Here is a 24,597-nt window from a genome sequence, read left to right as displayed (position 1 = left end):
TCGCCCCGCGTGGGCCGGAGTTGAGGCTCTGGTTCAAGATCGGCGTGCAAGGTGTTGATCTTAAATCATTTATCCGAAAATTCGCAGCATGGAAAATCAATAGGGCAGCGTAAAGAGCTGATTTTGAACGATTTCCCCCCGCCTTTACTCAGTTCCGTCAAAGGGCGTCATCTGCGCCACAATCACCGCATTCTCATCCAATGCGCGTTGCATCAGGGCACGTTCCTCATCCCCGATCTCGTCGCCCTCGGCCAGACGCTCGTCGATCGTGCCGTAGCCGGTGACATCCAGCGGGGATAAATCAGCTTGTTTCAAGACCTTCACAGCCTCGCGCACCGCTTCGTCCTCATCGACGCCGGTGGCATACAGCAACAGCCCGGCCCCGGTCGCGCCTTTCGGCAGCCCATCACCCGGGCTGCGCCCGACCTCGACCAAGAGGGTGAAGACCTGCTGCGGACGTTTGGGTTTATCGCTCATGTCATGTTCCCATGCCGGGCGCCAAGGCCCGGGGTGCCACGCGAAGAACGCCCGGCAACCCATTGATAAAAATCAATCCCGAAGAAGATCGTTGATCGAGGTTTTCGAGCGGGTCTGCGCATCCACCCGTTTGACGATGACCGCGCAATAGAGCGACACACCGTTTTTCGAAGGCATCGACCCTGCCACGACGACCGATCCCGACGGCACCTCGCCATACATCACCGTGCCGGTTTCCCGGTCCACGATCTTGGTGGATTTGCCGATGAAAACCCCCATGCCCAGCACCGAGCCTTCGCGCACGATACAGCCCTCGACCACTTCAGAGCGCGCGCCGATGAAGCAATTGTCTTCGATGATCGTGGGCCCCGCCTGCATGGGTTCCAGCACGCCGCCGATGCCCACACCGCCCGAAAGATGCACGTTCTTGCCGATCTGTGCGCAAGAGCCGACCGTTACCCAGGTGTCCACCATGGTGCCGCTGTCAACATGGGCGCCAAGGTTGACGAAGGATGGCATCAGCACCACGCCCGGCGCGATATAGGCCGATTTGCGCACCAAGGCGCCCGGCACGGCCCGAAATCCCGCCGCTTTCCAACGGTTCTCACCCCAGCCCATGAACTTGCTGTCGACCTTGTCCCACCAGCCGCTACCCTGCGGGCCGCCCGATTGCGGGGCCATGTCCTTGATGCGAAAGCCCAAAAGCACGGCCTTCTTCGCCCATTGGTTGACATGCCAGTCACCGTTTTCCTGACGCTCGGCCACGCGCAGTTCGCCGCTGTCGAGCGCGTTCAGCGTCGCCTCGATGGCGTCGCGGGCGGCGCCGGTGGTGGCGGGCGAAATGGTATCGCGCGCGTCCCAGGCAGCCTCGATCGCAGTTTCCAGTGCGGCGTTGGTCATGGCAATTCTCCGGTTTTTCAAGGCTGGTCCTGACGGTTTCCTGCCTATACCCTTGGCACGGGCGCTGTGCAATGCACAGCGACAAGACCAGTACAGGCGGACCCCATGCACGACACACGACGCAACCACCCCTTTCTCGACGCGGGTGAGGATATTGCCACCACGCGCACCATTCCCGACACAGCCCAGACCCGGAACCCGGCCTACCGCCTTGCCTTTGCCGACCCCGACTTCCTGTGCCGCGATGAGCTGCGCCCCGTGCGGTTGCAGTTGGAATTGCTGAAGCCAGAGATGCTGATGAACGAGGCGGGCATCACCTCGACCATCGTGATGTTCGGTGGCGCGCGGATCCCCGCACGGGCCGCCGATGCACGCACCCCGGCACTGGCCGACCTGTCGCGCTTTTATGGTGAGGCACGGGAATTTGCCCGTCTGATGACCCTGCGCTCGCTGCAAGACGGTGGGCATCGCGGCGTGATCGCCACCGGCGGCGGGCCCGGGGTGATGGAGGCGGGCAATCTCGGGGCGCAAGAGGCGGGGGGCAAATCCATCGGGCTGAACATCGTGCTGCCGCATGAGCAGGCGCCCAACGCCTATGTCACGCCCGAACTTGCGTTCAATTTTCACTACTTCGCCATCCGCAAGATGCACTTCCTGATGCGCGCCGAGGCGGTAACAGTCTTCCCTGGTGGCTTTGGTACGTTGGATGAAATGTTCGAGGCGCTGACCCTGATCCAGACAGGACGGATGCGGCGCATGCCGTTCTTGCTGTTTGGCGCGGATTTCTGGCGCGGCATCCTGAACTGGGACGCGCTGGCCGAGGCCGGGACGATCAGCGCCGATGACCTGAAGCTGTTCCAGTTTGTCGAAACTGCGGCCGAGGCGGTGGACGCGATCGACGCATGGTCCAAAGGCTGAGACTTCGCTGGTGCCGCGGATACAGCCGCCCTTGACACCGCGCGGGCGCTGCTGAACATGTGCAACGTCTCGCCATCCAGCCGGAATCCCCGCCATGACCCACGTTGCACCGCCCGCCCCCGCGCCCCTGATGTCGCCCGTGCTGATCGACGGCTGTATCGTCATCATGGTCAGCTTTGCCATCCGCGCCAGCTTTGGGGTTTTCCAGATCCCGATTGCCGAGGAATTTGGCTGGCTTCGGGCGGAATTCTCGCTGGCCATCGCGATCCAGAACCTGGCATGGGGCATCGGTCAACCGCTGTTTGGCGCATTGGCCGAACGCTTCGGCGATCGCCGCGCGATCATCCTGGGCGCGCTGACCTATGCGGCAGGGCTGGTACTCTCGTCCTTTGCCGTGACGCCCGGCGCGCATCAACTGCTTGAATTCCTTGTCGGTTTCGGCATAGCGGGCACGGGCTTTGGCGTCATTCTGGCGGTGGTGGGCCGCGCGGCGTCGGATGAAAACCGCAGCCTGGCGCTGGGTGTGGCGACGGCGGCGGGCAGCGCGGGGCAGGTCTTCGGCGCGCCGGTGGCCGAGATCTTGCTGGGGTTCTATACGTGGCAAACGGTGTTCTTGATCTTTGCCGCCGCGGTCCTGCTGACGCTATTCGCCCTGCCGATGATGAAGACCGGTCGCATGGCCAGCCGCAATGAGCTGGAGCAATCCATGGGCAGCGCGCTGCGGCAGGCCTTTCGCGACCCGTCTTTCACGCTGATTTTCCTGGGCTTTTTCTCATGCGGCTATCAACTTGCGTTTGTCACCGCGCAATTCCCCGCCATGGTGACCGAGATGTGTGGCCCGATCAATCCCAACGGCATGCTGGCGGGCTTTGGCATCACCACCACCTCGGCGCTGGGGGCGGTGGCGATTTCGCTGATCGGGTTGGCCAATATTGGCGGCACGATCCTGGCCGCCTGGGCGGGCAAACGCTATTCGAAGAAATACCTGCTGGCCGGGATCTACACCGCGCGCACCATCGTGGCTGCCGCCTTCATCATGTCACCGATCACGCCGGGGTCGGTGCTCATATTCTCGCTGGTGATGGGGTCGCTTTGGCTGGCGACGGTGCCGCTGACCTCGGGCCTGATCGCGCATATCTATGGCCTGCGCTATATGGGCACGCTCTATGGCATCGTGTTTTTCAGCCATCAATTGGGCAGTTTTCTGGGGGTCTGGCTGGGCGGCGCGCTCTATGACATCTATGGCGACTACACATTGGTTTGGTGGGTCGGCGTGGGGATTGGCGCGTTTTCGGCAATCGTGCACCTGCCGGTGCGCGAGCGGGCAATGAACGCGCGCCCGGTTTAGGGCTGGCGCAGCGCATAGTGCGCCGCGCCCTGCCCCGCGCGACGTCCGGTCGCGAAGCACGCCGTCAGCAGGTAGCCGCCGGTTGGTGCCTCCCAGTCCAGCATTTCGCCCGCGACGAACACGCCCGGCCGGGCGTGCAGCATCAGATCATCGTCAACCGCAATGCGCATGACGCCCCCGGCGGTCGAGATCGCCTCATCCAGCGGGCGCGGTCCATTGTGGCGAAGCGGCAACGCTTTCAAGAGACGCGCCAGCGCATCGGCCTCTTGCGGCAGGGGGCGTCCGAATTCATGCACCAAGGCCAGCCGCACCCCCGACAGCCGCAGCGCCTTGCGCAGGCGGTTGGTGGTGGTTTCACGCTTTGGCTGCGCGGCCAGCCGCGCGCAAAGGGTGTCACCATGCAGGTCGGGGAACAGGTCCAGCGTCAGTTCCGCCCCGTCGCGTATCGCGGCACTGACGGCATAGATCCCGCCGCCCTCGACCCCGCGGGCCGAGACGGTGAACTCTGCACGCACCGGCGCGCTGCCCGCCTGCAGCGCCACGCCCTTGACCGGCGCGCCGAAATGCGGCGCCATATGCGGTGACCAATCAACCGCGAAACCCATATTGGCCGGGCGGAAAGCTGCCGTGTCAACGCCCTGGGCGCGCAGGCCGGGCAGCCAGGCGCCGTCAGACCCCAGCCGCGCCCAACTGGCCCCCCCAAGCGCCAGTACCGTCACATCGGGGTGCAGCCTGCGCGGCCCGTCTTTGGTGTCAAAGCTTGCCCCGGCCGCATCAAGCCCGGTCCAGCGCCAGCGGGTCTGGAAGGTTACGCCCTGCCCTTCCAGCCGCAGCAGCCAGGCGCGCAACAGGGGCGAGGCCTTCATCGCCACCGGAAATACCCTGCCAGAGCTGCCGGTAAACACCGCCTGCCCCAACCCGCGCGCCCAGTCCTGCACCGCCGCCGCATCAAAATCGCGCAGGCTTGGCGCCAGCCAGTCGGCGGCCATGCCATATGCGGCCAGGAGGTCCGGCAGGCCCATGTCTTGCGTCAGGTTCAGCCCCGACTTTCCCGCCATCAGGAACTTGCGCCCGACGCTGGGCTTCGCCTCCGCAACCGTGACGCGCAATCCGGCCGCCGCCAGGGTCTCGGCCGCCATCAAACCGGCTGGTCCCGCGCCGATCACCAGCGCAAACGCCCCGGTAGGGGCCGCGTCGTCACGTGCATTGAGAGGCATCAGATCCATGGCCTTTCCAAACCGAGGGGGGTGCGCGCCGCGGGCAGAAAAGGGCGGCGCGCCGTTCCTGCGCCAACTGACCCAGAACGCGCCCCAGTGCAAGGCGGGGCAGCCCCGTCACAGTTTAACGGCGAATTAAGGGGGGGATGCGAGACTTCCGCGCAGGCCGAGGCCCAGAATCCGCTATGGCAACCCAAAGGTGCCCCATGATCCGACACAAAAACGCACCCGACACCCCCCCGGAAACATCCCGCGACAGGTGTACTGCGTCACGCGCGCTCCGACGCGTGGCGGGAAACCGGCTGGGCATAGAGCCGAACCAAGTCGCGCTTTCACCGCCGGCGCCAAAGCGCCACGACATATGGCGGAAATGGACACGCCTCGGCCGGGGAAGGAACATGTGTGGGATTGCCGCCGCGCAGGCAGCGGATGCGGCGCGTCCGGTGCCGGATGCGGCGCTATCTGCGTGGCGCGATGCTGACCAAGACGACCTGCCGCCCACGCCAGCCTGGCGCCAGGCACTGAAACGCTGCGCCTTCTGGTTGCGGGAGGGTTGAGCCTCCCTGCCAGGATGGAACACGTTCAGGCTCAGGCGCATCCAGAGCCGTGCGCATGCATGAACCACCTCCATTCAGAGTTGTGGGCGCATGTCGGGTTGAAGCGCGCGTCAGCTCTGGGCGCAGGTCAGGTCCGCGCACGAGCCGGATTTGACCGCCTGCGCTGGTCAAGCGGTCGGAGCCCAGATTGTGGTCGGCCAATCATTGGGCCGGTTCACTTCGGAACCCAGCCCGACCATCGGAGTCGCCTCACCCCAGTCGGCAATTCGCGCGACAGCCCTGTCAGACATATCCCTGGACCAATGCCGTAGACAGCAGGGTCCAGCCGTCCGCCACCACAAAAAACGCCAGTTTGAACGGCAGCGCGACAATCGCCGGAGGCACCATCATCATGCCCATCGACATCAATACTGCCGCCACGACCAGGTCGATCACAAGAAACGGCAGGAAAATGATGAAGCCGATTTCAAAGGCCCGCGATATCTCGCTAAGCATGAAGGCCGGGATCAGCACCGACAGCGCCGTTTCCGACAGATCACCTTGCGGGTCCGCTCCCTGCGGATCCCCTCGCGGCAGCGCATCGGGGCGCAACGCCAGCAGATGGTTCAGCGTTTCAGGATCCACCCGCGCGGCCATGAAGATGCGGAAGGGTTCGATGCCACGCACGAATGCCTCATCCAGCGGCAGCGCGCCTTCCGTCAGGGGCCGTACCCCCGCGCTCCAGGCGGCAGTGAACACCGGGTCCATGATGAAATAGGTCAAAAACAGCGCCAGGCTGACCAGCATCATGTTGGGCGGCGATTGCTGAAGCCCGATCGCCTGCCGCAGAATCGACATCACAGTGATGATGAACGGAAAGCAGGTCACCATCACTGCGATCCCGGGGGCAAGGCTGAGGATGGTCAGCAACAAGATCAGCTGCACCGTATTGCCGCTCAGCGTGCCATCCCCGCCCAGCGACAGCGACAGTTCCTGAGCCTGCACCGGCGCGCCCCCAAGAAGCAGCGCCAGGATGACGGCGATGCGCGGCAGGCTAAAGGCCATTGCGCAGGTCCGAAACCTCGGTCAGCCGGACGCCCAGCATGCCTGCCTGCTCCCCCTCCAGTTCCTGCAACTCGCCCCTCGCGATCAGCCGATCCCCGACATAGAGATCGACCAGATCATCTGCCCGCCGCTCCAGCGGAAGGACGGAATCGCAATCGAGCTTCAGCAAGTCACGCACCAAGGGGCGGGCCCGCCCGACCGAGACGGTGATCTCGATCGGCACCATGGAGAACACCCCGCTGGTTCCCGCATCGAGGGCGGTCGGGCCGCTATGATCAGTCATCAGAATTCTCCTCATTTCGGGCCTCGAAGAATGTTTCAACAGCGTGCCGCGTTGCGTCCAGCAGACGCGCCAGATCCACGCTGCACGCATGGTCAGGCCATTGCCGACTGATCTGTCCGCTGGCCAGCGCGGGTTCGGCCACGACGCGCAACGGGGGAAGCGCCAGGCCTTCCAGCTTCGTTTCCAGGATGTCCTGATCGTCGGGATGGCAAGTCAGGAGCAGAGGTTCAGCGATCATGCCGCCCGCGTTTTCAGCGATCAGGTCGGCGACCATCCCCGGCAGGCCGTGCCGCGCGATGGTGGGCAGGATCGCCGTGGTCATCGCCATGATCAGCGGATGCAACGCGGTCATGAGTTCGCGCCGAACCTCTTCATGCGTGAAGGCCAAGCCTTGCAAACTGGCCTCGAAAGCCTCGTCAGCGCTCCGCCGGCCGGTATTGAGCTGATCGGTGCTGTCCTGCCAGCCCGAGGCATATCCCTCTTCGAAGGCGGCTTGGCGTGCTGCTTCGATCTGCTCACTTGTCATCCATGTGGCCGACGCAACTGCGGCCGATTGTGCAAAGACTTCCAGTTTCAGGGCAGATCCCATCACCGCCGCTCCTCTTTTTCATCCAGCCAGTTGCGCAGGATTTCCGCCGTCTCCGATTGCCGTTCCTCGATCAGGTTGCGCAACCGCGCCATGGGATCGTTTTGCAGCTCCCGATCGGCGCCGCCGTGCTCCATGCCCATGGCGCCATCCCCCATGCCATCCGCCATACCCATCGCGAACCCGCCACCGTAACCATCTGCGATGGCCAGTGCGGGCGATTGCATGGCGGGGAAATCATCGTCGAAATCCATCGTGCTGACCTCGCTGCGCGCCCCCCCTTGCGCGCCGCGCAGCATGGGCCGGAGCACGAAGAGGGTCAGCACCAGCACCATCAGGCTGAGCAGCGCCATCGAGATCACCGTCATGGGGTCCAGCCGCAGCGGTCCGAAGATCGAGGTTGACGGCTCCGACCCTTCGATCAACTGCACCTCGAATGGCAGCGAGCGCAGGGTTATGACATCGCCGCGCGCCTCATCAAAACCAACGGCCGAGGCGACGAGTTCGCGCAAGGCCTCCAGCTCTGCCTCGGGGCGCGGCGTCCAAATCGCTTCCCCGGCCTCATCCGTGCCGCGCGTCCCATCAACCATGACTGCGACCGTCAGCCGTCGCACGGCACCGGGCGCGCGTTGAACCTCGCGCTGCGTCTGTGAGACCTCGTAATTGTTGACCTGCCGCGTCTCAGAATCGCGGGTCTCCGATTGGCCGTCGCCGCCCGCCGCATCGCCGTCAGGCAGGTTGCTGGCCACCGTCACACCCGCGGCGCGGGTATCGGTGGCGTTGCGCGTCCGCTCTTCAGCCTCTGAACTGATGGCGACGCGGCCTTCCGGGTCAAAGCGACGCTCCACAATGGTTTCACGGTCGGTCACCGTATCGACGCTGACCTCGACCACCGCGCGGCCGATGCCGACATGCGCCTCCAGCAGGCGTTCCACATTGCGGCGCAGGATTGCGGCGCGGTCGGCGCCCGCCCCGCCATAGGCCTGATCGGCATCCGATCCGCTGATCAGCCCACCCTGCCCGTCGATCACCGACACATCTTCGGGCGCCATGCCCGCTACCGCAGACGCCACGAGGAACTGCAGCGCCCGCGCCTGCACAGGGCTGAGCGTGCCGGTGCCGGTTGTCACCGAGACTGAAGCCGTCGGGCGGCCATCACGCCGGAAAGCGGCGCCGGTGCCCTGCGAAATGTGCACGCGCGCGCTCCGGATATGCGGGCTGGACAGGATGGTGCGCGCCAGCTCACCTTCCTTCGCGCGCCAATAAGCCGCATCGAACATCTGCGAGGTCGTGCCGAAGCCTGACAGCCCGTCCAAAAGTTCGTAGCCTGTGATCGCGTTGGTCGGCAGCCCCTCGGCGGCCAGCATCATCCGGGTTTCGTCGCGCATCGCATGATCAACGAAGATCGCATCCCCGCGTACTTCGTATGTCAGCCCGCGCGCATCAAGCGCCGTCACGACCTCCCCTGCCGCCGCGCCGTCCAGCCCCGCGTAGAGCAGCGCCATCGACGGTGAGTTGGCCACCCGCGCCAGCCCCAGGACCGCCAGGAAGACCCCGACTGTCGCCGCGACGAGGACCACACGCCTGCGCGTGTCCAGCCCTCCCCATAGTGCCAGCATGTTGTCCAAATCGATTCTCCCAGCAGCGTGAATTTCCGGCGGCTCACTCTGGGTATCGGCGACAGGCTTTAACAATCGGTTAGTGACATTGTGTCAAACCACAAAAAACGACACTCATTGCGAGGCCGAAATGACCGACGCCACTGCCAACGACGCACCCCCAAAGAAAAAATCATTCAAAGCCATTCTTTTGGCCTTGATCGTCGCAGCGGTCCTCGGTGGCGGCGGGTTTTATGCCGTCTATTCAGGCATGCTGGACACGCTGCTGCATGCCGAGCCTGAGGTTGTCACACCCGCGCTGGACACCGATTTCGCCTTTGTTCCCGTGGGGCCGGTGATTGTCAGCCTCAACCGGCGGCCGCAGCGCGGGCATCTGCGATTCGCCGCACATCTGGAGACGCCCGCCGCCGCAGAACCCGACGTGACAGCGCAGCTGCCCCGGATCGTCGATGTGCTGAACAGCTATCTTCACACGCTTGACGCGAACGAGCTGGAGGAACCCGGCGCCCTGATCCGCCTGCGCAGCCAGATGCTGCGCCGCGTCCAGATCGTCGCGGGACCCGAACAGGTACGCGACCTGCTCATCACCGAATTTGTTTTAAACTGAAGGGGCCGCTGCCTATGCAACACCTGATTGATATCGCCATCGGCGCGGGCGCGCTTCTTGCCGCCGCATATTGCTTGATGCTCTCGCGCCGGTTGCGCGCTTTGACCCGGCTGGACGGCGATGTGGGCAATGCCATTGCGCTTTTGTCAGCACAGGTCGATGCGTTGAACACAGCGCTGATCCGCGCGCAAAAAGCTTCTGAGGCATCGGTGGCGCGGCTGTCCGAGCAAACCACGCGCGCCGACAACGCCACCCGCCAACTGGAATTGCTGCTGGCCTCGATGCACGGTGTACCTGCCAGCGCCGCGCCGCCGCCGGTGCCCAACGTAGGCCCCAGCCGCGCGCGCGTGGTGCGCAAACGGTTCAGCGAGGCGGTCGAATGAAACCCGCCAAACGCCGCAAACCGACTGCGATTAAGATAAGCGCGCTGACAATCATCGCCGTTCTGATGACAACCGCCGGAATGTCGCGTTTGGGTCTGGGCCTGTCCGCCGCGCTTGCTGAAGCGGACATGGCGCGCGACACGGAAATGGTGGCAGACCCCGGCGATCCGATGGACCTTCTGACAGCCCTGCGCATGCGCGAGGCCGACCTTGAAGCGCGCGAGGCTGCCTTGACGGCCCGCATGGGCGACTTGCAGGTAGCGGAAGACCGCCTTGCGTCGCTGCTGTCCGAAATGGACGCGGCCGAACGTGCGCTGGCCGACACCATGGCAACAACCCAGACTGCGGCCGAAGATGACCTCACACGTCTGACCGTCGTGTATGAGAACATGAAGCCAGAGAATGCCGCGATCCTGTTCGAGGAAATGGAACCCGGCTTTGCCGCAGGCTTCATCGCGCGACTGCGGCCCGATGTCGCGGCCCAAATTCTGGCGGGGCTTCCGCCCCGGACGGCCTACGGGATCAGTGCCATATTGGCGGGACGCAATGCGCTGGTTCCCACGCAATAGCCTTCGGCCAGGCCTCAGCCGGCCGACAGCAGGTGTTTGTTAACCCGACTCAGGCATGGTCGGCGGGAAGGACCCTTCACAGCATACGCAAAGACACAGGATGCCCGGATGATTGGAATTATAGGGATCGCGGTGGTTCTCATCATGGTTTTTGGTGGGTATCTGGCCGCGGGCGGGTCCATGGGGATCATTCTCAAGGCGATGCCATTCGAATTGGCCATGATCGGCGGGGCGGCGGTCGGGGCGTTTTTGATTGCCAACAACAAATCGACAGTCAAACAAACGCTGCGGGACATCAAGAAAGTGTTCTCGGGCCCGACCTGGAAACAACAGGATTACAGCGATTTGCTGTGCCTGCTGTTCGATCTGATCTGGCTGGCCCGCCAGAACCCTGTCGCGGTGGAAACCCATATCGAAGATCCGGAAAACTCCGATCTCTTCGGGCGTTACCCCAAGATACAGCATGACCATGAAGCGATCGAACTGATCTGCGACACCCTCCGCGCGGCGTCGCTGAACTATGACGACCCGCATCAGGTCGAAGAAGTCCTGGATAAACGCATGGAAACCCACCGCCATCACGCGCTGCACTCCAGCCATGCGTTGCAGACGGTCGCGGACGCCCTGCCCGCGCTGGGGATCGTCGCGGCCGTGCTCGGCATCATCAAGACGATGAGCAAGATCGACCAGCCACCCGAGATTCTGGGCGCCATGATCGGTGGCGCCCTTGTTGGCACGTTTCTGGGGGTTTTCCTTGCCTATGGCTTCGTCGGCCCGTTTGCGACCAAGATGAACGCCGTGGTCGAGGAAGATTGTCAATTCTATCAACTGATCCGCGAAGTTCTTGTGGCCAACCTGCACGCGCATCCCGCGAATATCTGCATCGAAGTGGGCCGCCAGAACACGCCGCACCACAACCGGCCTAGTTTCTCGGAGCTGGAAGACGCCATGCGCGCTGCCAAGCGCAATGCCGCATGATGGCCGCGCTACCGCACCACCGGGCGCGTCAGAACGCCTCTGGGCCGCCCGGCCGTCTGCTGTACGCGCTGGTGTTGAGCATGCTGCTGTCAGCGGGTGCAGCCGTGGCGCAGAGCAGCCCGATCATACCACGGGCGGGCGAGCACGCGACATTCACCCGCGTCGTGCTGCGGCTTGCGCCCGGGATGGGCTGGACCATGACGCAGGCACCCCGGCAGATCGTGCTGACCCTCGACCCCGCCCCGGCAGGGTTCGATCTGTCAGAGGTCTTTCGCCGCATCCCGCGCACCCGCTTGGAATCAGTGCGCACCGCATCGGGCCAGTTGTTTCTGGATCTGGCATGTGATTGTGTCATTACCGCCGAACAGGAGCCATCGGGCTTGCTGATCATCGACATGGCATCGCCCGTCGCACAAACCACGCTGCCCGATCAGCCGCGGCGCCCGCAGCGCAGGCCCGATGCCGCACCGGGCGACACTACAGGCAGCGCCGGGGAGATTGTCGCACAACGCCGAACTGCGCAGCAAACCGCACCTGTTGCGACAATGGCGCTGTGGGAACAGCGACTGCTGGAACAGACAGCCCGCACGGAGCCGCCGCCGGTCGAAAGTAGTGCACCTCCCGTGCCCCTCGTCGCGCGCGAAATCCAAGGGGTTCTGGCGCGCCAGCTGGCGCGCGCGGCAGGTCAGGGCGTCGTCACATTGCGCCCCAATCCGACCTCAGGCACTGCACCCGCCCAGTCGCAGGTGCTGGTCTCCACTCAGGATGATCCCAACCTCACGCAAGAGGCGCTGGGCGAACACCTCCGGCTGGCGAACAAGGCCATCGCGGACAATCTCATGGCGCAGGTCGCCACATCGGATGCCGCGACCTGCTACGCGGATGATCTGATGGATCTGGCGGCATGGGCGAAACCGGACAGTTTCCACGCGCAACTGGCCCAGCACCGTCAGGATCTCGTGGCCGAGGGTGCAGCGGACAACCTGCGTGCCTTCGCGCGATTCTACCTGCATTTCGGGTTTGGCAGTGAGGCGGCATCGGTATTGATCGCCTCGGATGCCAACCTGCCATTGGATGATGTTCTGCGCACGCTTGCCGCCGTCATGGATTCCAGACCCCTGGCCACGGACAGCCCGCTGCCCGACATGCTGCACTGCGACGGCCGGGCTGCACTTTGGGCCTTGCTCGCCACAGGCTCGGCGGCGCGCGCGGATCACATCAATGCGCGTGCGATCGGGCGGGCCTTTGCCGAACTTCCCGATCACTTGCGCCGCGATCTGGGCCCAAGGGTCGCCGCACGGCTGCTGGAGCACGACCAGACAGACGCAGCGCAACTTGTCCGTCTGTCCATGGAACGGATTGGCAATGCCGATCCTGACCAGGTCGCCATTACCGCCGCCCGGATCGCACTGGTCGAAGAAGCGGACGGCACCAGCACGACAGGCCCGGCGCTCGGGGATCTTCCCACAACCAGCGAGTCGGTGATGCTGCAATTGGAACATGCCCTGACCCACCCAGAGCACCTGACACGCGACCTGACCCAAACCGGCCTTTCCTATGCAAATGATCTGAAGGGCACGCCTGACGGGGCCCGGCTGTATGCCCTGGCGGTTGAAGCGCTGGCGCGCCAGGGCGGTTTTGACGAGGCCTTTGCCACCTTGAACCGTCTGACCGCCGCCGGGGGGATCGGCCTTCCACCCGCCCTGCGCGACGTCCTTTTTGACCTCGCATCGGAAACCGGCAGTGACGCGCAGTTTGTCGCCACCGTTTTCGACCAGCAACCCTGGCTGGACCCCGCGCGCCTGCGGGCGTCGACCCGCGAAATGCTGGCCAACCGGCTTGCCGATCTGGGATTTCTGTCGCATGCCAACGCGCTTGCACCCATGACACCGGTAGGCACGCTTCAGGTGCCCGCCGGTGAAAGCGCCGTAGACGCGGATGCAGGACCGTCTGAAGCGCCCGCACCCCCGGCGGAAAGCGGGGCGGCGGATGCCGCCCTCACATCGGATACGACCGCAGATGCACCCGAACTTCCAGCGACAACGCCCCAAGCGATTGGGAATGCGCTGCTCGACAGCAGCTCGGCCCTGCGCGCTGAACTTCAGGCCCTGATCGCAGCGCAATGATCTGGAAACGCAGGTAGGGTTACGTTTCGTAAAGGAATTTACCTTCATACTGGCCAAAGATTTTCCCGGCGCCGGTGATCTTTCAGACCCTGCGCCTGACCCCGCCAGGACCCCAAGCATGCGCCTGATCAATATCTTCCAACCGACAGTTCTGCTTGCCTGCGCCCTCATGGCGGTGATCGTGATGATGATCCTGCCCGTGCCTGCCTGGGCGCTGGACCTGGGGCTTGCCGCGTCTTTCGCGCTGGCAATCCTGATGTTCACCGTGACGCTGTTCATTCAACGTCCGCTTGATTTTTCGATCTTCCCGACGGTGCTCTTGGCATCGCTGATGCTGCGGCTGTCCCTCAACGTGTCATCGACCAAACTGATCATCGGCGAGGGCCATACGGGACCGCAGGCGGCGGGCGATGTCATCCAAGGATTCGCCATGTTCGTGATGAGCGGCAGTGTTTTCCTCGGCGTCGTTATCTTTCTTGTGTTGCTGATCGTCAATTTCATCGTGATCACAAAAGGCGCGGGCCGCATGGCGGAAGTCGGGGCTCGCTTCGCCCTCGACGGCATGCCCGGCAAACAGCTCGCCATCGACAGCGACATGTCGGCCGGGGCCATCGACCACCAGGAAGCCAAGGCACGGCGCGAGACTGAACAGGCAGAAACCACCTTCTTCGGCTCGCTGGATGGCGCGTCAAAATTCGTCAAGGGCGATGCGGTCGCCGGCCTGCTGATCACAATCTTGAACCTGGTGGCCGGGCTCATCAACGGCACGCTCAACCACGGCATGCCGATTGGCGCCGCGTTCGAGACCTATGCCATCCTGACTGTCGGCGACGGCCTGGTGTCGCAGATCCCCGCCGTGATCATCTCCATCGCCGCGGCCCTTCTGCTGGCGCGGGGCGGCGCATCAGGTGCCACCGATCTGGCGCTTTTCTCGCAACTCGGCCGCTACCCGGCCGCCTTGTTCACGGTCGGCGCGCTGCTGGCCCTCTTCGCCATTGTCCCGGGGTTGCCGTTCATCCCCTTTGTTCTGGGCGCGGGCGCGCTTTTCGCGGCCGGCGCGATGTCGCAGCGCGCCATCCAGCGCCGGGCCAGTGCGCAGACCGAGAGCGATGCGCGCGACGATGCGCCGCAGGAACAATCGCTCGGCGATCTTCTGGACCTCGATGAGATCCACGTCCAGTTTGCCCCCGATCTGGTTGCCATGGCGCTGGACCCGGCCACGGGTCTGGATGCGCGCATCTCCAACATGCGCGCCCATGTCGCCCGCCAGTTCGGCCTGATCCTGCCCGAAATGCGGCTGACCGACGATGCGGCACTGGGTACTGGGCAATACCGCATCTTGATCCACGGCGTGGAACAGGCGCGCGACACGCTGTATCCAGGAAAGGTGCTGGCCCTGCTGCAAGATGAGGGCGACACCGACCCGACCGGCATCGCGGTGCGTGAACCTGTGTACGGCGCGCCAGCCCGCTGGATTCCGCGCGACGGGCAGGAAAATGCCGCACTGACCGGCGCCACCGTCGTCACCCCGACAGAGGTGTTGGCCACCCATCTGCTGGAAGTGCTGAAAGCCAATTTCTCGCGCCTGTTGACGCTGAAGGGATTGCGGCGGCTGCTGGACGAACAGGTCAACCTGTCCGACCCCAAACGCGCCGCCGCCAACAAGCGGCTCTTGGATGAGCTGATCCCCGACAAGGTGCCTGTCGATCTTTTGCTCGCGGTGCTGCGGCTGCTGCTGGACGAACAGGTGTCGATCCGTAACCTGCCGCTGATCCTCGAGGCGATTGCCGAAGTCCGGATGCCAAGCCCAAGCCCGGAGGCCGTATGCGATCATGTGCGCCAGCGCCTCGGCTTTCAACTGGTAGCGTCGCTGCGACGGCCCGATGGAACGATTCCGCTGATTCAACTGGCTTCGGAATGGGATGAAACCTTTGCAACCTATCAGTTGGACAACCCCAACGGACAGGCCGACGTCGCCCTGCCCCCATCGGAATTCTCGCGCCTCGCCAATGCGTTGGCCGAGCATTTGGCACGGCTGGGCGAAACTGGCGTCTCACCCGCGGTGGTCACATCGACGCGGCGGCGCCGTTTCTTGCGCACCGTGCTGGCGGCCAAGGGGCTTCAGGCACCGGTCCTGTCCTTCGACGAAATCGGGCTGGAGGCGCGGCCCGCACTGATGGGCACCGTCGCGGCATGACACCTGAACTCGTCACCGCGCTGAATGACCTTCTGGGCCGCGCCACTGACCTGGCGCTCGCTGCGGCGGTGGTTTTTTTCCGGGTTGGGGCCGCCATGGCCTTCTTGCCGGCCTTCGGCGAACAGGTCGTGCCGGTTCGCGTGCGGCTGGGGCTGGCGCTGGCCTATACCGCGCTGCTGACCGGCGCGCTGGGCCCTGGCGCGATCCCCGCGCGGGGCGATATCTCGCTACCCCTTGCGCTGGCCACGGAAACGGTGATCGGGCTGAGCCTTGGGTTCGCGCTGCGCCTGTTCATCATCGCACTTCAGGTGGCGGGCACCATCGCGGCGCAGGCAACATCGCTATCGCAGCTTTTCGGAGGCGCGGGCGTGGACCCGCAACCTGCCATGTCACAACTCATGGTTGTGGCAGGCCTCGCGCTGGCGGTGATGGCCGGGCTGCATGTCCGGCTGGCGGAATACCTGATCCATTCGTACACGCTGCTGCCCCCCGGCGCATTTCCCGATGCCGGGCTGCTGACCAGTTGGGGCGTCGCGCAGGTGGCCCGCAGCTTTGGCCTCGCCTTCTCACTCGCACTGCCGTTTGTCATCATCTCGGTGATCTTCAATCTGGCCTTGGGCGCGATCAACAGGGCAATGCCGCAGTTGATGGTGGCGTTCGTCGGCGCACCGGCGATCACGGCGGGGGCGCTCGTGATGTTGATGATCACCTTGCCTTTGACGCTGCCCTTCTGGCTGACACAGTTCAACCAGTTTCTCTTCAACCCCAGTGCCCTGCCATGAGCGGCGAGGATGATGGCGGCGAAAAATCCTTTGAGGCGACCCCCCAGAAATTGGAGGAGCAGCGCAAGAAAGGTGAGGTGCCGCGCTCCACCGACTTGATGGCGGCCGCGGCCTATGGTGGCCTTTTGCTGATCAGCCTCACGTTCGGCATGCAGTCCATGACGGAAATGGGGAACCTCGGCATACATGTTCTGGACCGGGTGAACGACCTCGCGTCCCTGATGATGCACAGCGCGCCGACCCCCGCGGGGGGGCTCTTGACTGCACTGACGCAGGCCACCTTGCCGCTGCTGCTGGCCCCGGCGCTGGCGGTCCTGATCATGGCGATCATCCAGCGCGCACTGGTCTTCACGCCGTCCAAGCTGCAACCGAAACTGTCCCGCGTGTCGCTGATCTCCAATGCGAAGAACAAATTCGGGCGCTCGGGGCTGTTCGAGTTTGCCAAAAGCTGCGTGAAGCTCACCACGATCACGGTGATCTTGTGGGTATTCCTGATCTGGCGATTACCGGAAATCCTGATGACCCAGGCCCTCAGCCCCAGCATCGGCACCTCGGTCTTGTTTGACTTGATGATTGATTTTCTGGTGCTGATCGTCCTGATCATGCTGGTCTTTGGTGCGATCGACTTCTTCTGGCAACGCGCCGAGCATCTGCGCAAGAACATGATGAGCCATCAGGAAATGCGTGATGAGCACAAGCAATCCGAAGGCGATCCGCATGCCAAGCAGCAACGCCGCCAACGCGGGCAGGAAATCGCCATGCGCCAGATGCTGGCCGATGTTCCGGGCGCCGATGTGGTCATCGTCAACCCGACGCATTACGCCGTCGCCCTGAAATGGGATCGGCTGTCGCAGGCGGCGCCGGTGTGTGTGGCAAAGGGGGTCGACGAAATCGCCGCCCGTATCCGCACCAAGGCTGAGGAAGCGGGTGTGCCGATCCATGCCGATCCGCCGACGGCGCGCGCCCTGCATGCCAGCCTGGAAATCGGCCAGGAAATCCATGAGGCGCAGTATCAGATGGTGGCCGCCGCGATCCGCTTTGCCGATGCGATCCGGATGAAGGCTCGGGCCCGAAACGGCGGGGCGCATCCATGAGCGGTGACAAGATCGCGCGCCGATTGGCAAAGACTGACGCGGCCCAACTGACGGGTCTGGCCCGGCTGGCGGCGCTGAAACGCGACCGGCAGATGCGCGATGTGGTCAAACTGGCGCAGGCCCGGGCAAAAACGTTGCGGCAACTTGAAAGGCTCAGCCCTGCCACGCCGCTGGCGCCCGACGCCCCTGAACTGTGGCAGGTAACGCTGCAGCACAATCAATGGAACGAGAACGCGCGCCGCAGCCTCAACCTCAATCTGGCGCAGCAAACCGGCGCGTGGCTTCAGGCGCGCGACGCGGCCGCGCGCGCCGTCGGTCAGGCAGAGGTGCTGCACCGCCTGTCCACACACCGCCGCGATGATGCGGGCCGGTAGCCAGCGTTGCGCATGCCATCTGGCTTGCGGCCTCGCGATGCGCGAAGTCGCCCCGCGCCTCAGACGAATTGTTCGCGGATCAGCCGTTCATCCAGCCCGTGCCCGGGATCGAAGAGCAACCGGTGCGTGATCTGCGGCGCCGAGGCGATCTCGACCGACACGACATTGGTGACCGACCGGCTGTCGGCATCCGCCATGACCGGGCGCTTGGCGGGCTCCATCACGTCGAAACGCACCTTCGCGGTGTTGGGCAGCAGCGCCCCGCGCCAGCGCCGGGGCCGGAAGGCCGCCATCGCGGTCAGGGCCAGCACATCCGCGCCCATCGGAAGGATCGGGCCATGCGCCGAATAATTATACGCGGTCGACCCGGCCGGGGTGCAGACCAGCGCGCCATCGCAGACCAATTCGTCCAGCCGCACCCGCCCGTCCACCGAAATACGCAGTTTCGCCGCCTGCGGCCCGGCGCGCAGCAGGGACACTTCGTTGATTGCCAGCGCCGCATGGGTTGTTCCATCTGCGGTGGTTGCCAGCATTTGCAGCGGGTGAATCAGCTGGGTCTCCGCCGCATGCAGGCGTTCGTGCAGATCATCGATCGCAAAGGCATTCATCAGGAAACCGACGGTGCCACGGTTCATGCCGTAGACCGGGACCGCCATCGCCTCAACCGAATGCAGCGTGTGCAGCATGAACCCGTCGCCCCCCAGCGCCACGATCACATCGGCCTCGTCGACCGGCACGTCGCCATGGCGTGCGATCAACTTGGTGCGCGCGTGCTGCGCATCGGGCATGGAACTTGCCTTGAAGGCGATTTTGTCAGGATATGCCATGCATGCGCTCCGGGTATTGCGCCCCGGTTGTCGCCGACTCTTGCCATGATGACAAGGCTTTGGACAGCCGCCGCCCGCGCCCGGCCAGCCTCAGGGCCGCACAATCCGGGCAGCCGCGACATTTTCAAGGCTTTTGCACCCGCGGGACTTGCGTTAAACACTTGCGCATACGCAATGCCGCTTGCAGGAGCCAGCCATGAACATGACCCATCGGGATGACGGATTTTTCACCGAAGCGCTGGATACGCGCGACGCCGAGCTTTTCACGGCAATGCAACAGGAACTGGGCCGCCAGCGTGAAGAGATCGAACTGATCGCCAGCGAGAATATCGTTTCCGCCGCCGTCATGCAGGCGCAGGGCTCGGTGCTGACCAACAAATACGCCGAAGGGTATCCCGGGCGGCGCTACTATGGCGGTTGCCAATATGTCGACATCGCCGAAACGCTGGCGATCGAACGGGCCTGCGCGCTGTTTTCGTGCGATTTTGCCAATGTGCAGCCCAATTCCGGCTCCCAGGCGAATCAGGGCGTATTCACCGCGCTGCTGCAACCCGGGGACACCATCCTTGGGATGAGCCTTGATGCCGGCGGTCACCTGACCCATGGCGCGGCGCCGAACCAGTCGGGCAAATGGTTCAACGCCGTCCAATATGGCGTGCGCGAGGATGACCTGCTGCCTGATTACGATCAGATCGAGGCGCTGGCGCTGGAGCATCAGCCAAAGATGATCATCGCGGGCGGCTCGGCCATTCCGCGCATCCTCGACTTCGCGCGGTTCCGCGCCATTGCCGACAAGGTTGGGGCCTATCTTCTGGTCGATATGGCGCATTTCGCCGGGCTGGTGGCTTCGGGGCATTACCCTTCGCCCTTCCCGCATGCGCATGTCTCCACCACGACCACGCATAAGACCCTGCGCGGCCCGCGTGGCGGCATGATCTTGACCAATGACGCGGCGCTGGCCAAGAAATTCAACTCGGCGATCTTCCCCGGCATTCAGGGCGGCCCCTTGATGCATGTCATCGCCGCCAAGGCCGTCGCGTTTGGTGAGGCGCTGCGCCCCGGGTTCAAGACCTATCAGGCGCAGGTCATCAAGAATGCGCAGGCACTGGCGGATGAGCTGATGCAGGGCGGCCTTGGCACAGTCACCGGCGGCACCGACACGCATCTGATGCTGGTGGACCTGCGGCCCAAGGGCGTGAAGGGCAATGCGACCGAAAAGGCCCTGGGCAGTGCGCATATCACCTGCAACAAGAACGGCATTCCCTTCGATACCGAAAAACCGATGATTACCAGCGGCATCCGGCTGGGCACGCCCGCAGGCACGACGCGCGGCTTTGCCGAGGCAGAATTCCGTCAGATCGGGCGCTGGATCGTTGAAGTGGTCGACGGCCTTGCCGCACATGGTGAGGACGGCAACAGCGCGGTCGAGGAAAAAGTACGGGCCGAGGTTGCGGAACTCTGCGCGCGTTTCCCGATCTACCCCGCGCTTTAGGTCTTGATGCCCGGCCCGTCGCCGAGCTGGTGAGGGGCCGGGTGCCGCCGCCGTCATGGATCTTTGCCAAACCATCCAGGAAATGATCGATTTTTGCGTCGGTCACTTCTTGGATGGGAACCGCCGCAGATTTACCTGAAATGCCCTCAGAGATACCCGCGCGCGACCAGCACCGCGACCACGACGCAGGTCAGCACCAGCACGCCAAAAGCAAGCGAGCCAAGCATCGACAGCAGCAGATCGACCCGTCGTTGCGCGCGTCCAAGCGGCGCCAGATGGCCGGTCAGCGCCCGATGCGCTTTGATCGCGCGCGCCGTATCGACCTGCTTGCGCAGTTTGGGGTGCGCCGCCATGGGCTGGATTTCGGCCAGATACAGCGCCTCGGACCGCAGTTTGCGGGGCAATTGGCGGCGAACATCTTTCACAAGTTCGGCCAGATCGTCGCCCCGGGCGTTCAGGCGTTGCCGCAGCAGAAGCGCCACGTCGCGCCCCAATGTCGTGATATCCGCATCCGCCATCCGCTTGTCCGCTCTTGTCCCGCCACGGTCGCAAGCTGTACTGAAGACGGGGGCCGAACTCAAGCTGATGTGAAAGGATGCGCCAATGCTCAACATCATCACTCATGGAACGCCGACCCGCCTGCCCGGTTTGATGATCGTGCACGGCCTGTTCGGGTCGGCGCGCAATTGGGGGGCGATTGCGAAGCGGGTGTCGGATGACCGGCAGGTGCTCTGCGTCGACATGCGCAACCATGGCGAAAGCCCCTGGTATGACCGCCACGGATACGACGATCTGGCGGCCGATCTGGCGGCGGTGATCGATGCGCAGGACGGCCCAATGGACGTCCTGGGTCATTCGATGGGTGGCAAGGCCGCGATGATGCTGGCGCTAAAGCAGCCGGGATCCGTCGCGCGCCTGCTGATCGGCGACATCGCGCCCGTCATCTATCCGCACAGCCAAGCCGCGCTGATCGACGCGATGGAGGCCATGGACCTGACCGGCCTGACGTCGCGGTCCGAGGCCGACCGGCGCCTTGCAGCCCATGTGGATGCCGCCCCGGTGCGGGCGTTTTTGCTTCAGTCGCTCGACCTGAAGGCCAGCCCACCGCGCTGGCGGCTGAACCTGCCCGTTCTGCGGGCCGAGATGGACCGGATCACCGGATGGCCCGCCGACGTCACCGGAACATTCGACCGCGCCGCGTTGTTTCTGTCCGGCGCACAATCGGATTACGTTCAGCCCGAACACCGCGCGCCCATCAAGGCGCTGTTTCCGCAGGCGCGCTTTGCCAAGATCCCCGATGCAGGGCACTGGCTGCATGCCGACCAGCCCCGCGCGTTCGAGGCGGTGATCAGGTCATTCTTTGACGCCGCATAGATCCGCGCCCGTCAGACACGCCCGTAAATCAGTCACGCCCGTCAATCAGACACGCCCGTCAACTTGTGTCGGGGCACAGCAACGGCACATTCAACACGCCGGTATCGCCTTCTACCCGGGCCAGATCGGCGCGACAGCCCGTCACCCCCTCCACCGCTGCCAGAAGGTGGTCGCGCATTCCAGCCTGTTGGCGGCGCGTGGCATAGCCCATGCGGATGGCCTGCGCGTAATCACCCCGCCGCCAGACCTCAATCACGAACCCGCCGCGTTCGACCTGCACGGGCACCACACCGCGAAACCCCGGACTGGCCGAGGCGCAACCACAAAGTACCATAAGGCAAAGGACCATAAACCGCATCCCCACAGCATGACGCAGGCAGGTTAACAACCGGTAAACGCCCCCGCCGCGCGACAAGGTGGAAACTGGCCCTTGCATCGCCCGCGCGTTTTGCCTAAAGGACTGCCTGCGGTGCTGTTCGTCACACCGCCCCGCCGCCGCCGCGCACCCTGTCGGCGGCTTCGGCATCAGGGTCGTTAGCTCAGTTGGTAGAGCGTCTCGTTTACACCGAGAATGTCGGCGGTTCGAGCCCGTCACGACCCACCATTTCCCCCCCCAACGCGCAGCCTCCATCCGCCGATCCGATACTGCCTTGCGGCATGATTCTGACTGCAGATTGTTCATCGTGCGGCGACAACCTGTTGCGCACGCTGAAAGTCGTTGCTTTGCAGGCAGGCGGGGCATTAACCTCGTTTTTTGTGCGGCGACGCGTCGGCAGATCTTTCCCCTGTCCAGAGCCGGCTCTGACCGTCGACGCTTCGCTTTTTCATGAGTATGAGGTCCCCGTTTGCCCCTCCGAAATTTTCATTCTCTCCGTTCGCACGGGGTGTCCGACCCGCGCCGCCACGATACCCGCCCCGCACCACGGGCGCCCGAATGAACAAGCTTTATGTCAAACACCGTCTGGCAACTTCGGCCATCGCGGGCCCAATCTCGGTGCTGCGCGAAGTGGTGGAGCGGTTCCACACCATGCGCTACCCCGAATTGGGCCTGTTGCACCGCGAACCGTGGATGATGAACGCGCTGTTGCCGCGACTGGTGCGCAGGGATTCGCATTGCCTCGACATCGGCGGCCATATCGGGTCGGTCAGCTACATGCTGCGCAAGCTGGCGCCACAGGGCAGCTTGACGATTGTCGAGGCCAGCCCCGAAAAGGCTGGCTGGCTGCGCCAGCGCTTCCCCACGGACACGGTGCATGAAGTCGCCGTGTCGAACCAGCGCGGCGAGATCAGCTTTTTCGAGAACCTGACCAATGCGGGCTACAGTTCACTGACCGCGCGCGAAAGCCGGGGGCAAATCCGCGAGATTCGCGTCACCTGCACCCGGATCGACGATCTGCTGGACGAAACGGCGAAGGTCGATTTCATCAAGATCGACGTGGAAGGGCATGAGTATGAGGCGCTTTGCGGCGCGCGCAACCTGCTGGACCGCTGCAAGCCGGTCATCTTGTTCGAGGCCGGGTCCAGTAGCGACGCCGACATTGCCGAAAGCGCGAATACCAACGTTTTCAGATTGTTGTCGGAAGACCTCGATTATGAGATCTACGCCATCTTCGATCTGTATTTCGGGCGCGGACCGATAGATCTGGCGCAATTCGCGATCTACCGCAGCTATCCGTACATCGCGTTCAACTACATCGCCCTGCCCCGAGGCATGACCCTGCCGACGGGCTGAGCCGCCGGTCAGTGCAGCGGCGGCAGGTTTGCCAGCGTCAGCGGGCCCAGCCGCACCACCCCGTCGCGGATCGTCACCGGCGCGCGCAGGATCTCCTGATCGGCGTCAGCCGCCGCGAAGGTGGCCGCCCCCATGGTCAGCATCGTGTTGAAGCGCGCATCCCACAACCCGGCGGCGCGCCCTTGCTCCAACGCCTCCTGCCAGCGATCAACGCGCAGGTCCAGGATGCCAGAGATCAGCCCTGTCGCATCAACCTCCACTGCGCCTTGCAGGCTGATCGTGCTGGCGCCCCAGTCCATGCTGACCCGCACCTCTGAAAGACCAACCAGCCGGGGTGCCGTCTGCGCGGCCAGCGCGAAGCGGCGGTCGAACAGGGCGACCGCGTCGATCCCGGCGCGCGCGATCTCCAGCATGTCAGTGGCCGCTGTCCCTTGGCCTTGCCCCGCATCAGAGGGCGCGATGCGCAGCGGCGCGAGGTTCAGCGCCATCCCGGCGACCTCGCCCGTCACCGCATATGCCACAGCGCCTTCGGCCTGCGCGCTCAGGCTGAAGGCCCCCGTCGTCAGCAGCGCCATCTCTGCCCCCGGAAACCGAAACGCGCCTGAAAGCGCTGGCGCGCGCCCCGCAAGGCGCAGCCCCGCCCCGTGCGCCCGCACCACATCCAGCGGCAGGTCGAGGCCCGGGCGGAAATTCACGCCAACCTCAGCCGACTCGCTGTCGAGGTGCAGCATGCTCCCCGCCAGCATCAATCGTTGCTGCGCGGGCACCTGCGCCGTGATTGCCAAGGGCCAGTACGCCGGGGCCGACAGGCGCAGCGCGTCAGCCTGCCACTGCCCGCCCTGAAGCGGCAGCACGGGCTGCGGCAGCGCCACATCGAACCGCAGGGGAAAACCGCGCACGCTCGCATCCTCGTGCGTCACGCCAAGAACGCCTGCCGCCGAACGCAACGCGGCCGATGCCGCATACCAGCCCGCCCCCGCCAGAGCGGCACCCAGCGCGCCCACAATTACCAGCCAAAGCCCCAGCTTGCGCATCAACGCCTCCGCACCAGCCGATTTTGCCAGGCCAGCCCTTTTGTTCAGACACTTCAGTGTCTACACCAAGGGGGTAACA

General features: G+C 64.3%; 25 protein-coding genes and 1 tRNA gene. 15 read left to right on the top strand and 11 right to left on the bottom strand.

Features of this window, described 5'->3' with window-relative positions:
- Positions 1 to 144: 144 nt before the first annotated feature.
- Both H9529_RS02555 and dapD read right to left on the bottom strand, forming a co-directional pair.
- Positions 145 to 477 (bottom strand): hypothetical protein, encoded by a 333-nt coding sequence (locus tag H9529_RS02555; protein WP_092886210.1) that lies wholly within the window; start codon positions 475 to 477, stop codon positions 145 to 147.
- 72 nt (positions 478 to 549) lie between these two features.
- On the bottom strand, positions 550 to 1,377 hold the full coding sequence (dapD, locus tag H9529_RS02550; RefSeq protein WP_092886208.1) for a 2,3,4,5-tetrahydropyridine-2,6-dicarboxylate N-succinyltransferase: 828 nt from the start codon (positions 1,375 to 1,377) through the stop codon (positions 550 to 552).
- Between the two features lie 105 nt (positions 1,378 to 1,482).
- Here dapD and H9529_RS02545 point away from each other — a divergent pair, with 105 nt between their 5' ends.
- Positions 1,483 to 2,295 (top strand): LOG family protein, encoded by an 813-nt coding sequence (locus tag H9529_RS02545; protein WP_092886206.1) that lies wholly within the window; start codon positions 1,483 to 1,485, stop codon positions 2,293 to 2,295.
- A 94-nt stretch (positions 2,296 to 2,389) separates the two neighbouring features.
- Positions 2,390 to 3,643, top strand: coding sequence for an MFS transporter (locus H9529_RS02540; RefSeq protein WP_092886204.1), 1,254 nt, complete (start codon positions 2,390 to 2,392; stop codon positions 3,641 to 3,643).
- Here H9529_RS02540 and H9529_RS02535 read toward each other — a convergent pair.
- From H9529_RS02535 to fliF, 5 genes are all read right to left on the bottom strand, one after another.
- Positions 3,640 to 4,860 (bottom strand): TIGR03862 family flavoprotein, encoded by a 1,221-nt coding sequence (locus H9529_RS02535; RefSeq protein ID WP_092886328.1) that lies wholly within the window; start codon positions 4,858 to 4,860, stop codon positions 3,640 to 3,642. The two genes, H9529_RS02540 and H9529_RS02535, sit on opposite strands and share 4 nt — an antisense overlap.
- Before the next feature lie 839 nt (positions 4,861 to 5,699).
- The gene (gene fliP, locus H9529_RS02530) at positions 5,700 to 6,461 is read right to left on the bottom strand and encodes a flagellar type III secretion system pore protein FliP (RefSeq protein WP_092886202.1); all 762 of its coding nucleotides are present in this window, start codon (positions 6,459 to 6,461) and stop codon (positions 5,700 to 5,702) included.
- A complete protein-coding gene (locus H9529_RS02525) occupies positions 6,451 to 6,744 on the bottom strand; it encodes a FliM/FliN family flagellar motor switch protein (protein ID WP_092886200.1) in 294 nt (97 codons plus the stop codon). Before H9529_RS02525 ends, fliP begins: the two co-directional genes overlap by 11 nt.
- Positions 6,737 to 7,333, bottom strand: a complete 597-nt coding sequence (locus tag H9529_RS02520) for a FliH/SctL family protein (RefSeq protein WP_092886198.1) — start codon at positions 7,331 to 7,333, stop codon at positions 6,737 to 6,739. Before H9529_RS02520 ends, H9529_RS02525 begins: the two co-directional genes overlap by 8 nt.
- Complete coding sequence (fliF, locus tag H9529_RS02515) at positions 7,333 to 8,949, bottom strand: flagellar basal-body MS-ring/collar protein FliF (protein ID WP_092886326.1); 1,617 nt, start codon at positions 8,947 to 8,949, stop codon at positions 7,333 to 7,335. The genes H9529_RS02520 and fliF overlap by 1 nt, the downstream gene beginning before the upstream one ends.
- Before the next feature lie 130 nt (positions 8,950 to 9,079).
- On the opposite strand from fliF, the gene H9529_RS02510 reads away from it, so the two are divergent.
- From H9529_RS02510 to H9529_RS02470, 9 genes are all read left to right on the top strand, one after another.
- Positions 9,080 to 9,556, top strand: coding sequence for a flagellar basal body-associated FliL family protein (locus tag H9529_RS02510; protein WP_092886196.1), 477 nt, complete (start codon positions 9,080 to 9,082; stop codon positions 9,554 to 9,556).
- 14 nt (positions 9,557 to 9,570) lie between these two features.
- Positions 9,571 to 9,939: a hypothetical protein gene (locus H9529_RS02505; protein ID WP_092886194.1), complete on the top strand. Its 369-nt coding sequence runs from the start codon at positions 9,571 to 9,573 to the stop codon at positions 9,937 to 9,939.
- The gene (locus tag H9529_RS02500; protein WP_092886192.1) at positions 9,936 to 10,508 is read left to right on the top strand and encodes a MotE family protein; all 573 of its coding nucleotides are present in this window, start codon (positions 9,936 to 9,938) and stop codon (positions 10,506 to 10,508) included. Before H9529_RS02505 ends, H9529_RS02500 begins: the two co-directional genes overlap by 4 nt.
- 108 nt (positions 10,509 to 10,616) lie before the next feature.
- Positions 10,617 to 11,486 (top strand): flagellar motor stator protein MotA, encoded by an 870-nt coding sequence (gene motA / locus H9529_RS02495; protein WP_092886190.1) that lies wholly within the window; start codon positions 10,617 to 10,619, stop codon positions 11,484 to 11,486.
- Positions 11,483 to 13,612 carry a hypothetical protein gene (locus H9529_RS02490; protein ID WP_143033467.1) on the top strand — a complete coding sequence of 710 codons (2,130 nt, stop codon included), beginning with the start codon at positions 11,483 to 11,485 and terminating at the stop codon, positions 13,610 to 13,612. The genes motA and H9529_RS02490 overlap by 4 nt, the downstream gene beginning before the upstream one ends.
- 118 nt (positions 13,613 to 13,730) lie before the next feature.
- Positions 13,731 to 15,809, top strand: a complete 2,079-nt coding sequence (gene flhA / locus H9529_RS02485; RefSeq protein WP_092886186.1) for a flagellar biosynthesis protein FlhA — start codon at positions 13,731 to 13,733, stop codon at positions 15,807 to 15,809.
- Positions 15,806 to 16,591 (top strand): flagellar biosynthetic protein FliR, encoded by a 786-nt coding sequence (locus H9529_RS02480; RefSeq protein WP_092886184.1) that lies wholly within the window; start codon positions 15,806 to 15,808, stop codon positions 16,589 to 16,591. The genes flhA and H9529_RS02480 overlap by 4 nt, the downstream gene beginning before the upstream one ends.
- Positions 16,588 to 17,685 (top strand): EscU/YscU/HrcU family type III secretion system export apparatus switch protein, encoded by a 1,098-nt coding sequence (locus H9529_RS02475; protein ID WP_092886182.1) that lies wholly within the window; start codon positions 16,588 to 16,590, stop codon positions 17,683 to 17,685. Before H9529_RS02480 ends, H9529_RS02475 begins: the two co-directional genes overlap by 4 nt.
- On the top strand, positions 17,682 to 18,059 hold the full coding sequence (locus H9529_RS02470) for a hypothetical protein (RefSeq protein WP_092886180.1): 378 nt from the start codon (positions 17,682 to 17,684) through the stop codon (positions 18,057 to 18,059). Before H9529_RS02475 ends, H9529_RS02470 begins: the two co-directional genes overlap by 4 nt.
- 59 nt (positions 18,060 to 18,118) lie before the next feature.
- On the opposite strand, the gene H9529_RS02465 is transcribed toward H9529_RS02470, so the two are convergent.
- Positions 18,119 to 18,886 carry an NAD kinase gene (locus H9529_RS02465; RefSeq protein ID WP_092886178.1) on the bottom strand — a complete coding sequence of 256 codons (768 nt, stop codon included), beginning with the start codon at positions 18,884 to 18,886 and terminating at the stop codon, positions 18,119 to 18,121.
- Between the two features lie 196 nt (positions 18,887 to 19,082).
- On the opposite strand from H9529_RS02465, the gene glyA reads away from it, so the two are divergent.
- Positions 19,083 to 20,378, top strand: coding sequence for a serine hydroxymethyltransferase (glyA, locus tag H9529_RS02460; RefSeq protein ID WP_092886176.1), 1,296 nt, complete (start codon positions 19,083 to 19,085; stop codon positions 20,376 to 20,378).
- Positions 20,379 to 20,524: 146 nt separating this feature from the next.
- On the opposite strand, the gene H9529_RS02455 is transcribed toward glyA, so the two are convergent.
- A complete protein-coding gene (locus H9529_RS02455; RefSeq protein WP_092886174.1) occupies positions 20,525 to 20,896 on the bottom strand; it encodes a hypothetical protein in 372 nt (123 codons plus the stop codon).
- Positions 20,897 to 20,981: 85 nt separating this feature from the next.
- Between H9529_RS02455 and H9529_RS02450 the strand changes: the two genes are divergently transcribed.
- Complete coding sequence (locus H9529_RS02450) at positions 20,982 to 21,752, top strand: alpha/beta fold hydrolase (RefSeq protein WP_092886172.1); 771 nt, start codon at positions 20,982 to 20,984, stop codon at positions 21,750 to 21,752.
- A gap of 58 nt (positions 21,753 to 21,810) precedes the next feature.
- On the opposite strand, the gene H9529_RS02445 is transcribed toward H9529_RS02450, so the two are convergent.
- On the bottom strand, positions 21,811 to 22,101 hold the full coding sequence (locus H9529_RS02445) for a hypothetical protein (protein WP_143033466.1): 291 nt from the start codon (positions 22,099 to 22,101) through the stop codon (positions 21,811 to 21,813).
- Between the two features lie 179 nt (positions 22,102 to 22,280).
- Here H9529_RS02445 and H9529_RS02440 point away from each other — a divergent pair.
- Positions 22,281 to 22,356 (top strand) — tRNA-Val (locus tag H9529_RS02440).
- 330 nt (positions 22,357 to 22,686) lie between these two features.
- Positions 22,687 to 23,484 carry an FkbM family methyltransferase gene (locus tag H9529_RS02435; protein WP_176846894.1) on the top strand — a complete coding sequence of 266 codons (798 nt, stop codon included), beginning with the start codon at positions 22,687 to 22,689 and terminating at the stop codon, positions 23,482 to 23,484.
- An 8-nt stretch (positions 23,485 to 23,492) separates the two neighbouring features.
- Here H9529_RS02435 and H9529_RS02430 read toward each other — a convergent pair whose 3' ends face one another.
- Entirely contained in the window at positions 23,493 to 24,518 is a 1,026-nt protein-coding gene (locus tag H9529_RS02430) for a DUF2125 domain-containing protein (protein WP_143033465.1), read from the bottom strand.
- Positions 24,519 to 24,597 lie beyond the last annotated feature (79 nt).

It is taken from the genome of Roseicitreum antarcticum (genome assembly GCF_014681765.1).
GTDB lineage: Bacteria > Pseudomonadota > Alphaproteobacteria > Rhodobacterales > Rhodobacteraceae > Roseicitreum > Roseicitreum antarcticum.
This window is presented reverse-complemented; position numbering and strand designations above follow the sequence as displayed.

Excerpts from the sequence above, each read along its gene's own strand:
- H9529_RS02555 (WP_092886210.1), bottom strand. The coding sequence starts at position 477 with ATGAGCGATAAACCCAAACGTCCGCAGCAGGTCTTCACCCTCTTGGTC.
- dapD (WP_092886208.1), bottom strand. The coding sequence starts at position 1,377 with ATGACCAACGCCGCACTGGAAACTGCGATCGAGGCTGCCTGGGACGCG.
- H9529_RS02545 (WP_092886206.1), top strand. The coding sequence starts at position 1,483 with ATGCACGACACACGACGCAACCACCCCTTTCTCGACGCGGGTGAGGAT.
- H9529_RS02540 (WP_092886204.1), top strand. The coding sequence starts at position 2,390 with ATGACCCACGTTGCACCGCCCGCCCCCGCGCCCCTGATGTCGCCCGTG.
- H9529_RS02535 (WP_092886328.1), bottom strand. The coding sequence starts at position 4,860 with ATGCCTCTCAATGCACGTGACGACGCGGCCCCTACCGGGGCGTTTGCG.
- fliP (WP_092886202.1), bottom strand. The coding sequence starts at position 6,461 with ATGGCCTTTAGCCTGCCGCGCATCGCCGTCATCCTGGCGCTGCTTCTT.
- H9529_RS02525 (WP_092886200.1), bottom strand. The coding sequence starts at position 6,744 with ATGACTGATCATAGCGGCCCGACCGCCCTCGATGCGGGAACCAGCGGG.
- H9529_RS02520 (WP_092886198.1), bottom strand. The coding sequence starts at position 7,333 with ATGGGATCTGCCCTGAAACTGGAAGTCTTTGCACAATCGGCCGCAGTT.
- fliF (WP_092886326.1), bottom strand. The coding sequence starts at position 8,949 with ATGCTGGCACTATGGGGAGGGCTGGACACGCGCAGGCGTGTGGTCCTC.
- H9529_RS02510 (WP_092886196.1), top strand. The coding sequence starts at position 9,080 with ATGACCGACGCCACTGCCAACGACGCACCCCCAAAGAAAAAATCATTC.
- H9529_RS02505 (WP_092886194.1), top strand. The coding sequence starts at position 9,571 with ATGCAACACCTGATTGATATCGCCATCGGCGCGGGCGCGCTTCTTGCC.
- H9529_RS02500 (WP_092886192.1), top strand. The coding sequence starts at position 9,936 with ATGAAACCCGCCAAACGCCGCAAACCGACTGCGATTAAGATAAGCGCG.
- motA (WP_092886190.1), top strand. The coding sequence starts at position 10,617 with ATGATTGGAATTATAGGGATCGCGGTGGTTCTCATCATGGTTTTTGGT.
- H9529_RS02490 (WP_143033467.1), top strand. The coding sequence starts at position 11,483 with ATGATGGCCGCGCTACCGCACCACCGGGCGCGTCAGAACGCCTCTGGG.
- flhA (WP_092886186.1), top strand. The coding sequence starts at position 13,731 with ATGCGCCTGATCAATATCTTCCAACCGACAGTTCTGCTTGCCTGCGCC.
- H9529_RS02480 (WP_092886184.1), top strand. The coding sequence starts at position 15,806 with ATGACACCTGAACTCGTCACCGCGCTGAATGACCTTCTGGGCCGCGCC.
- H9529_RS02475 (WP_092886182.1), top strand. The coding sequence starts at position 16,588 with ATGAGCGGCGAGGATGATGGCGGCGAAAAATCCTTTGAGGCGACCCCC.
- H9529_RS02470 (WP_092886180.1), top strand. The coding sequence starts at position 17,682 with ATGAGCGGTGACAAGATCGCGCGCCGATTGGCAAAGACTGACGCGGCC.
- H9529_RS02465 (WP_092886178.1), bottom strand. The coding sequence starts at position 18,886 with ATGGCATATCCTGACAAAATCGCCTTCAAGGCAAGTTCCATGCCCGAT.
- glyA (WP_092886176.1), top strand. The coding sequence starts at position 19,083 with ATGAACATGACCCATCGGGATGACGGATTTTTCACCGAAGCGCTGGAT.
- H9529_RS02455 (WP_092886174.1), bottom strand. The coding sequence starts at position 20,896 with ATGGCGGATGCGGATATCACGACATTGGGGCGCGACGTGGCGCTTCTG.
- H9529_RS02450 (WP_092886172.1), top strand. The coding sequence starts at position 20,982 with ATGCTCAACATCATCACTCATGGAACGCCGACCCGCCTGCCCGGTTTG.
- H9529_RS02445 (WP_143033466.1), bottom strand. The coding sequence starts at position 22,101 with ATGGTCCTTTGCCTTATGGTACTTTGTGGTTGCGCCTCGGCCAGTCCG.
- H9529_RS02435 (WP_176846894.1), top strand. The coding sequence starts at position 22,687 with ATGAACAAGCTTTATGTCAAACACCGTCTGGCAACTTCGGCCATCGCG.
- H9529_RS02430 (WP_143033465.1), bottom strand. The coding sequence starts at position 24,518 with ATGCGCAAGCTGGGGCTTTGGCTGGTAATTGTGGGCGCGCTGGGTGCC.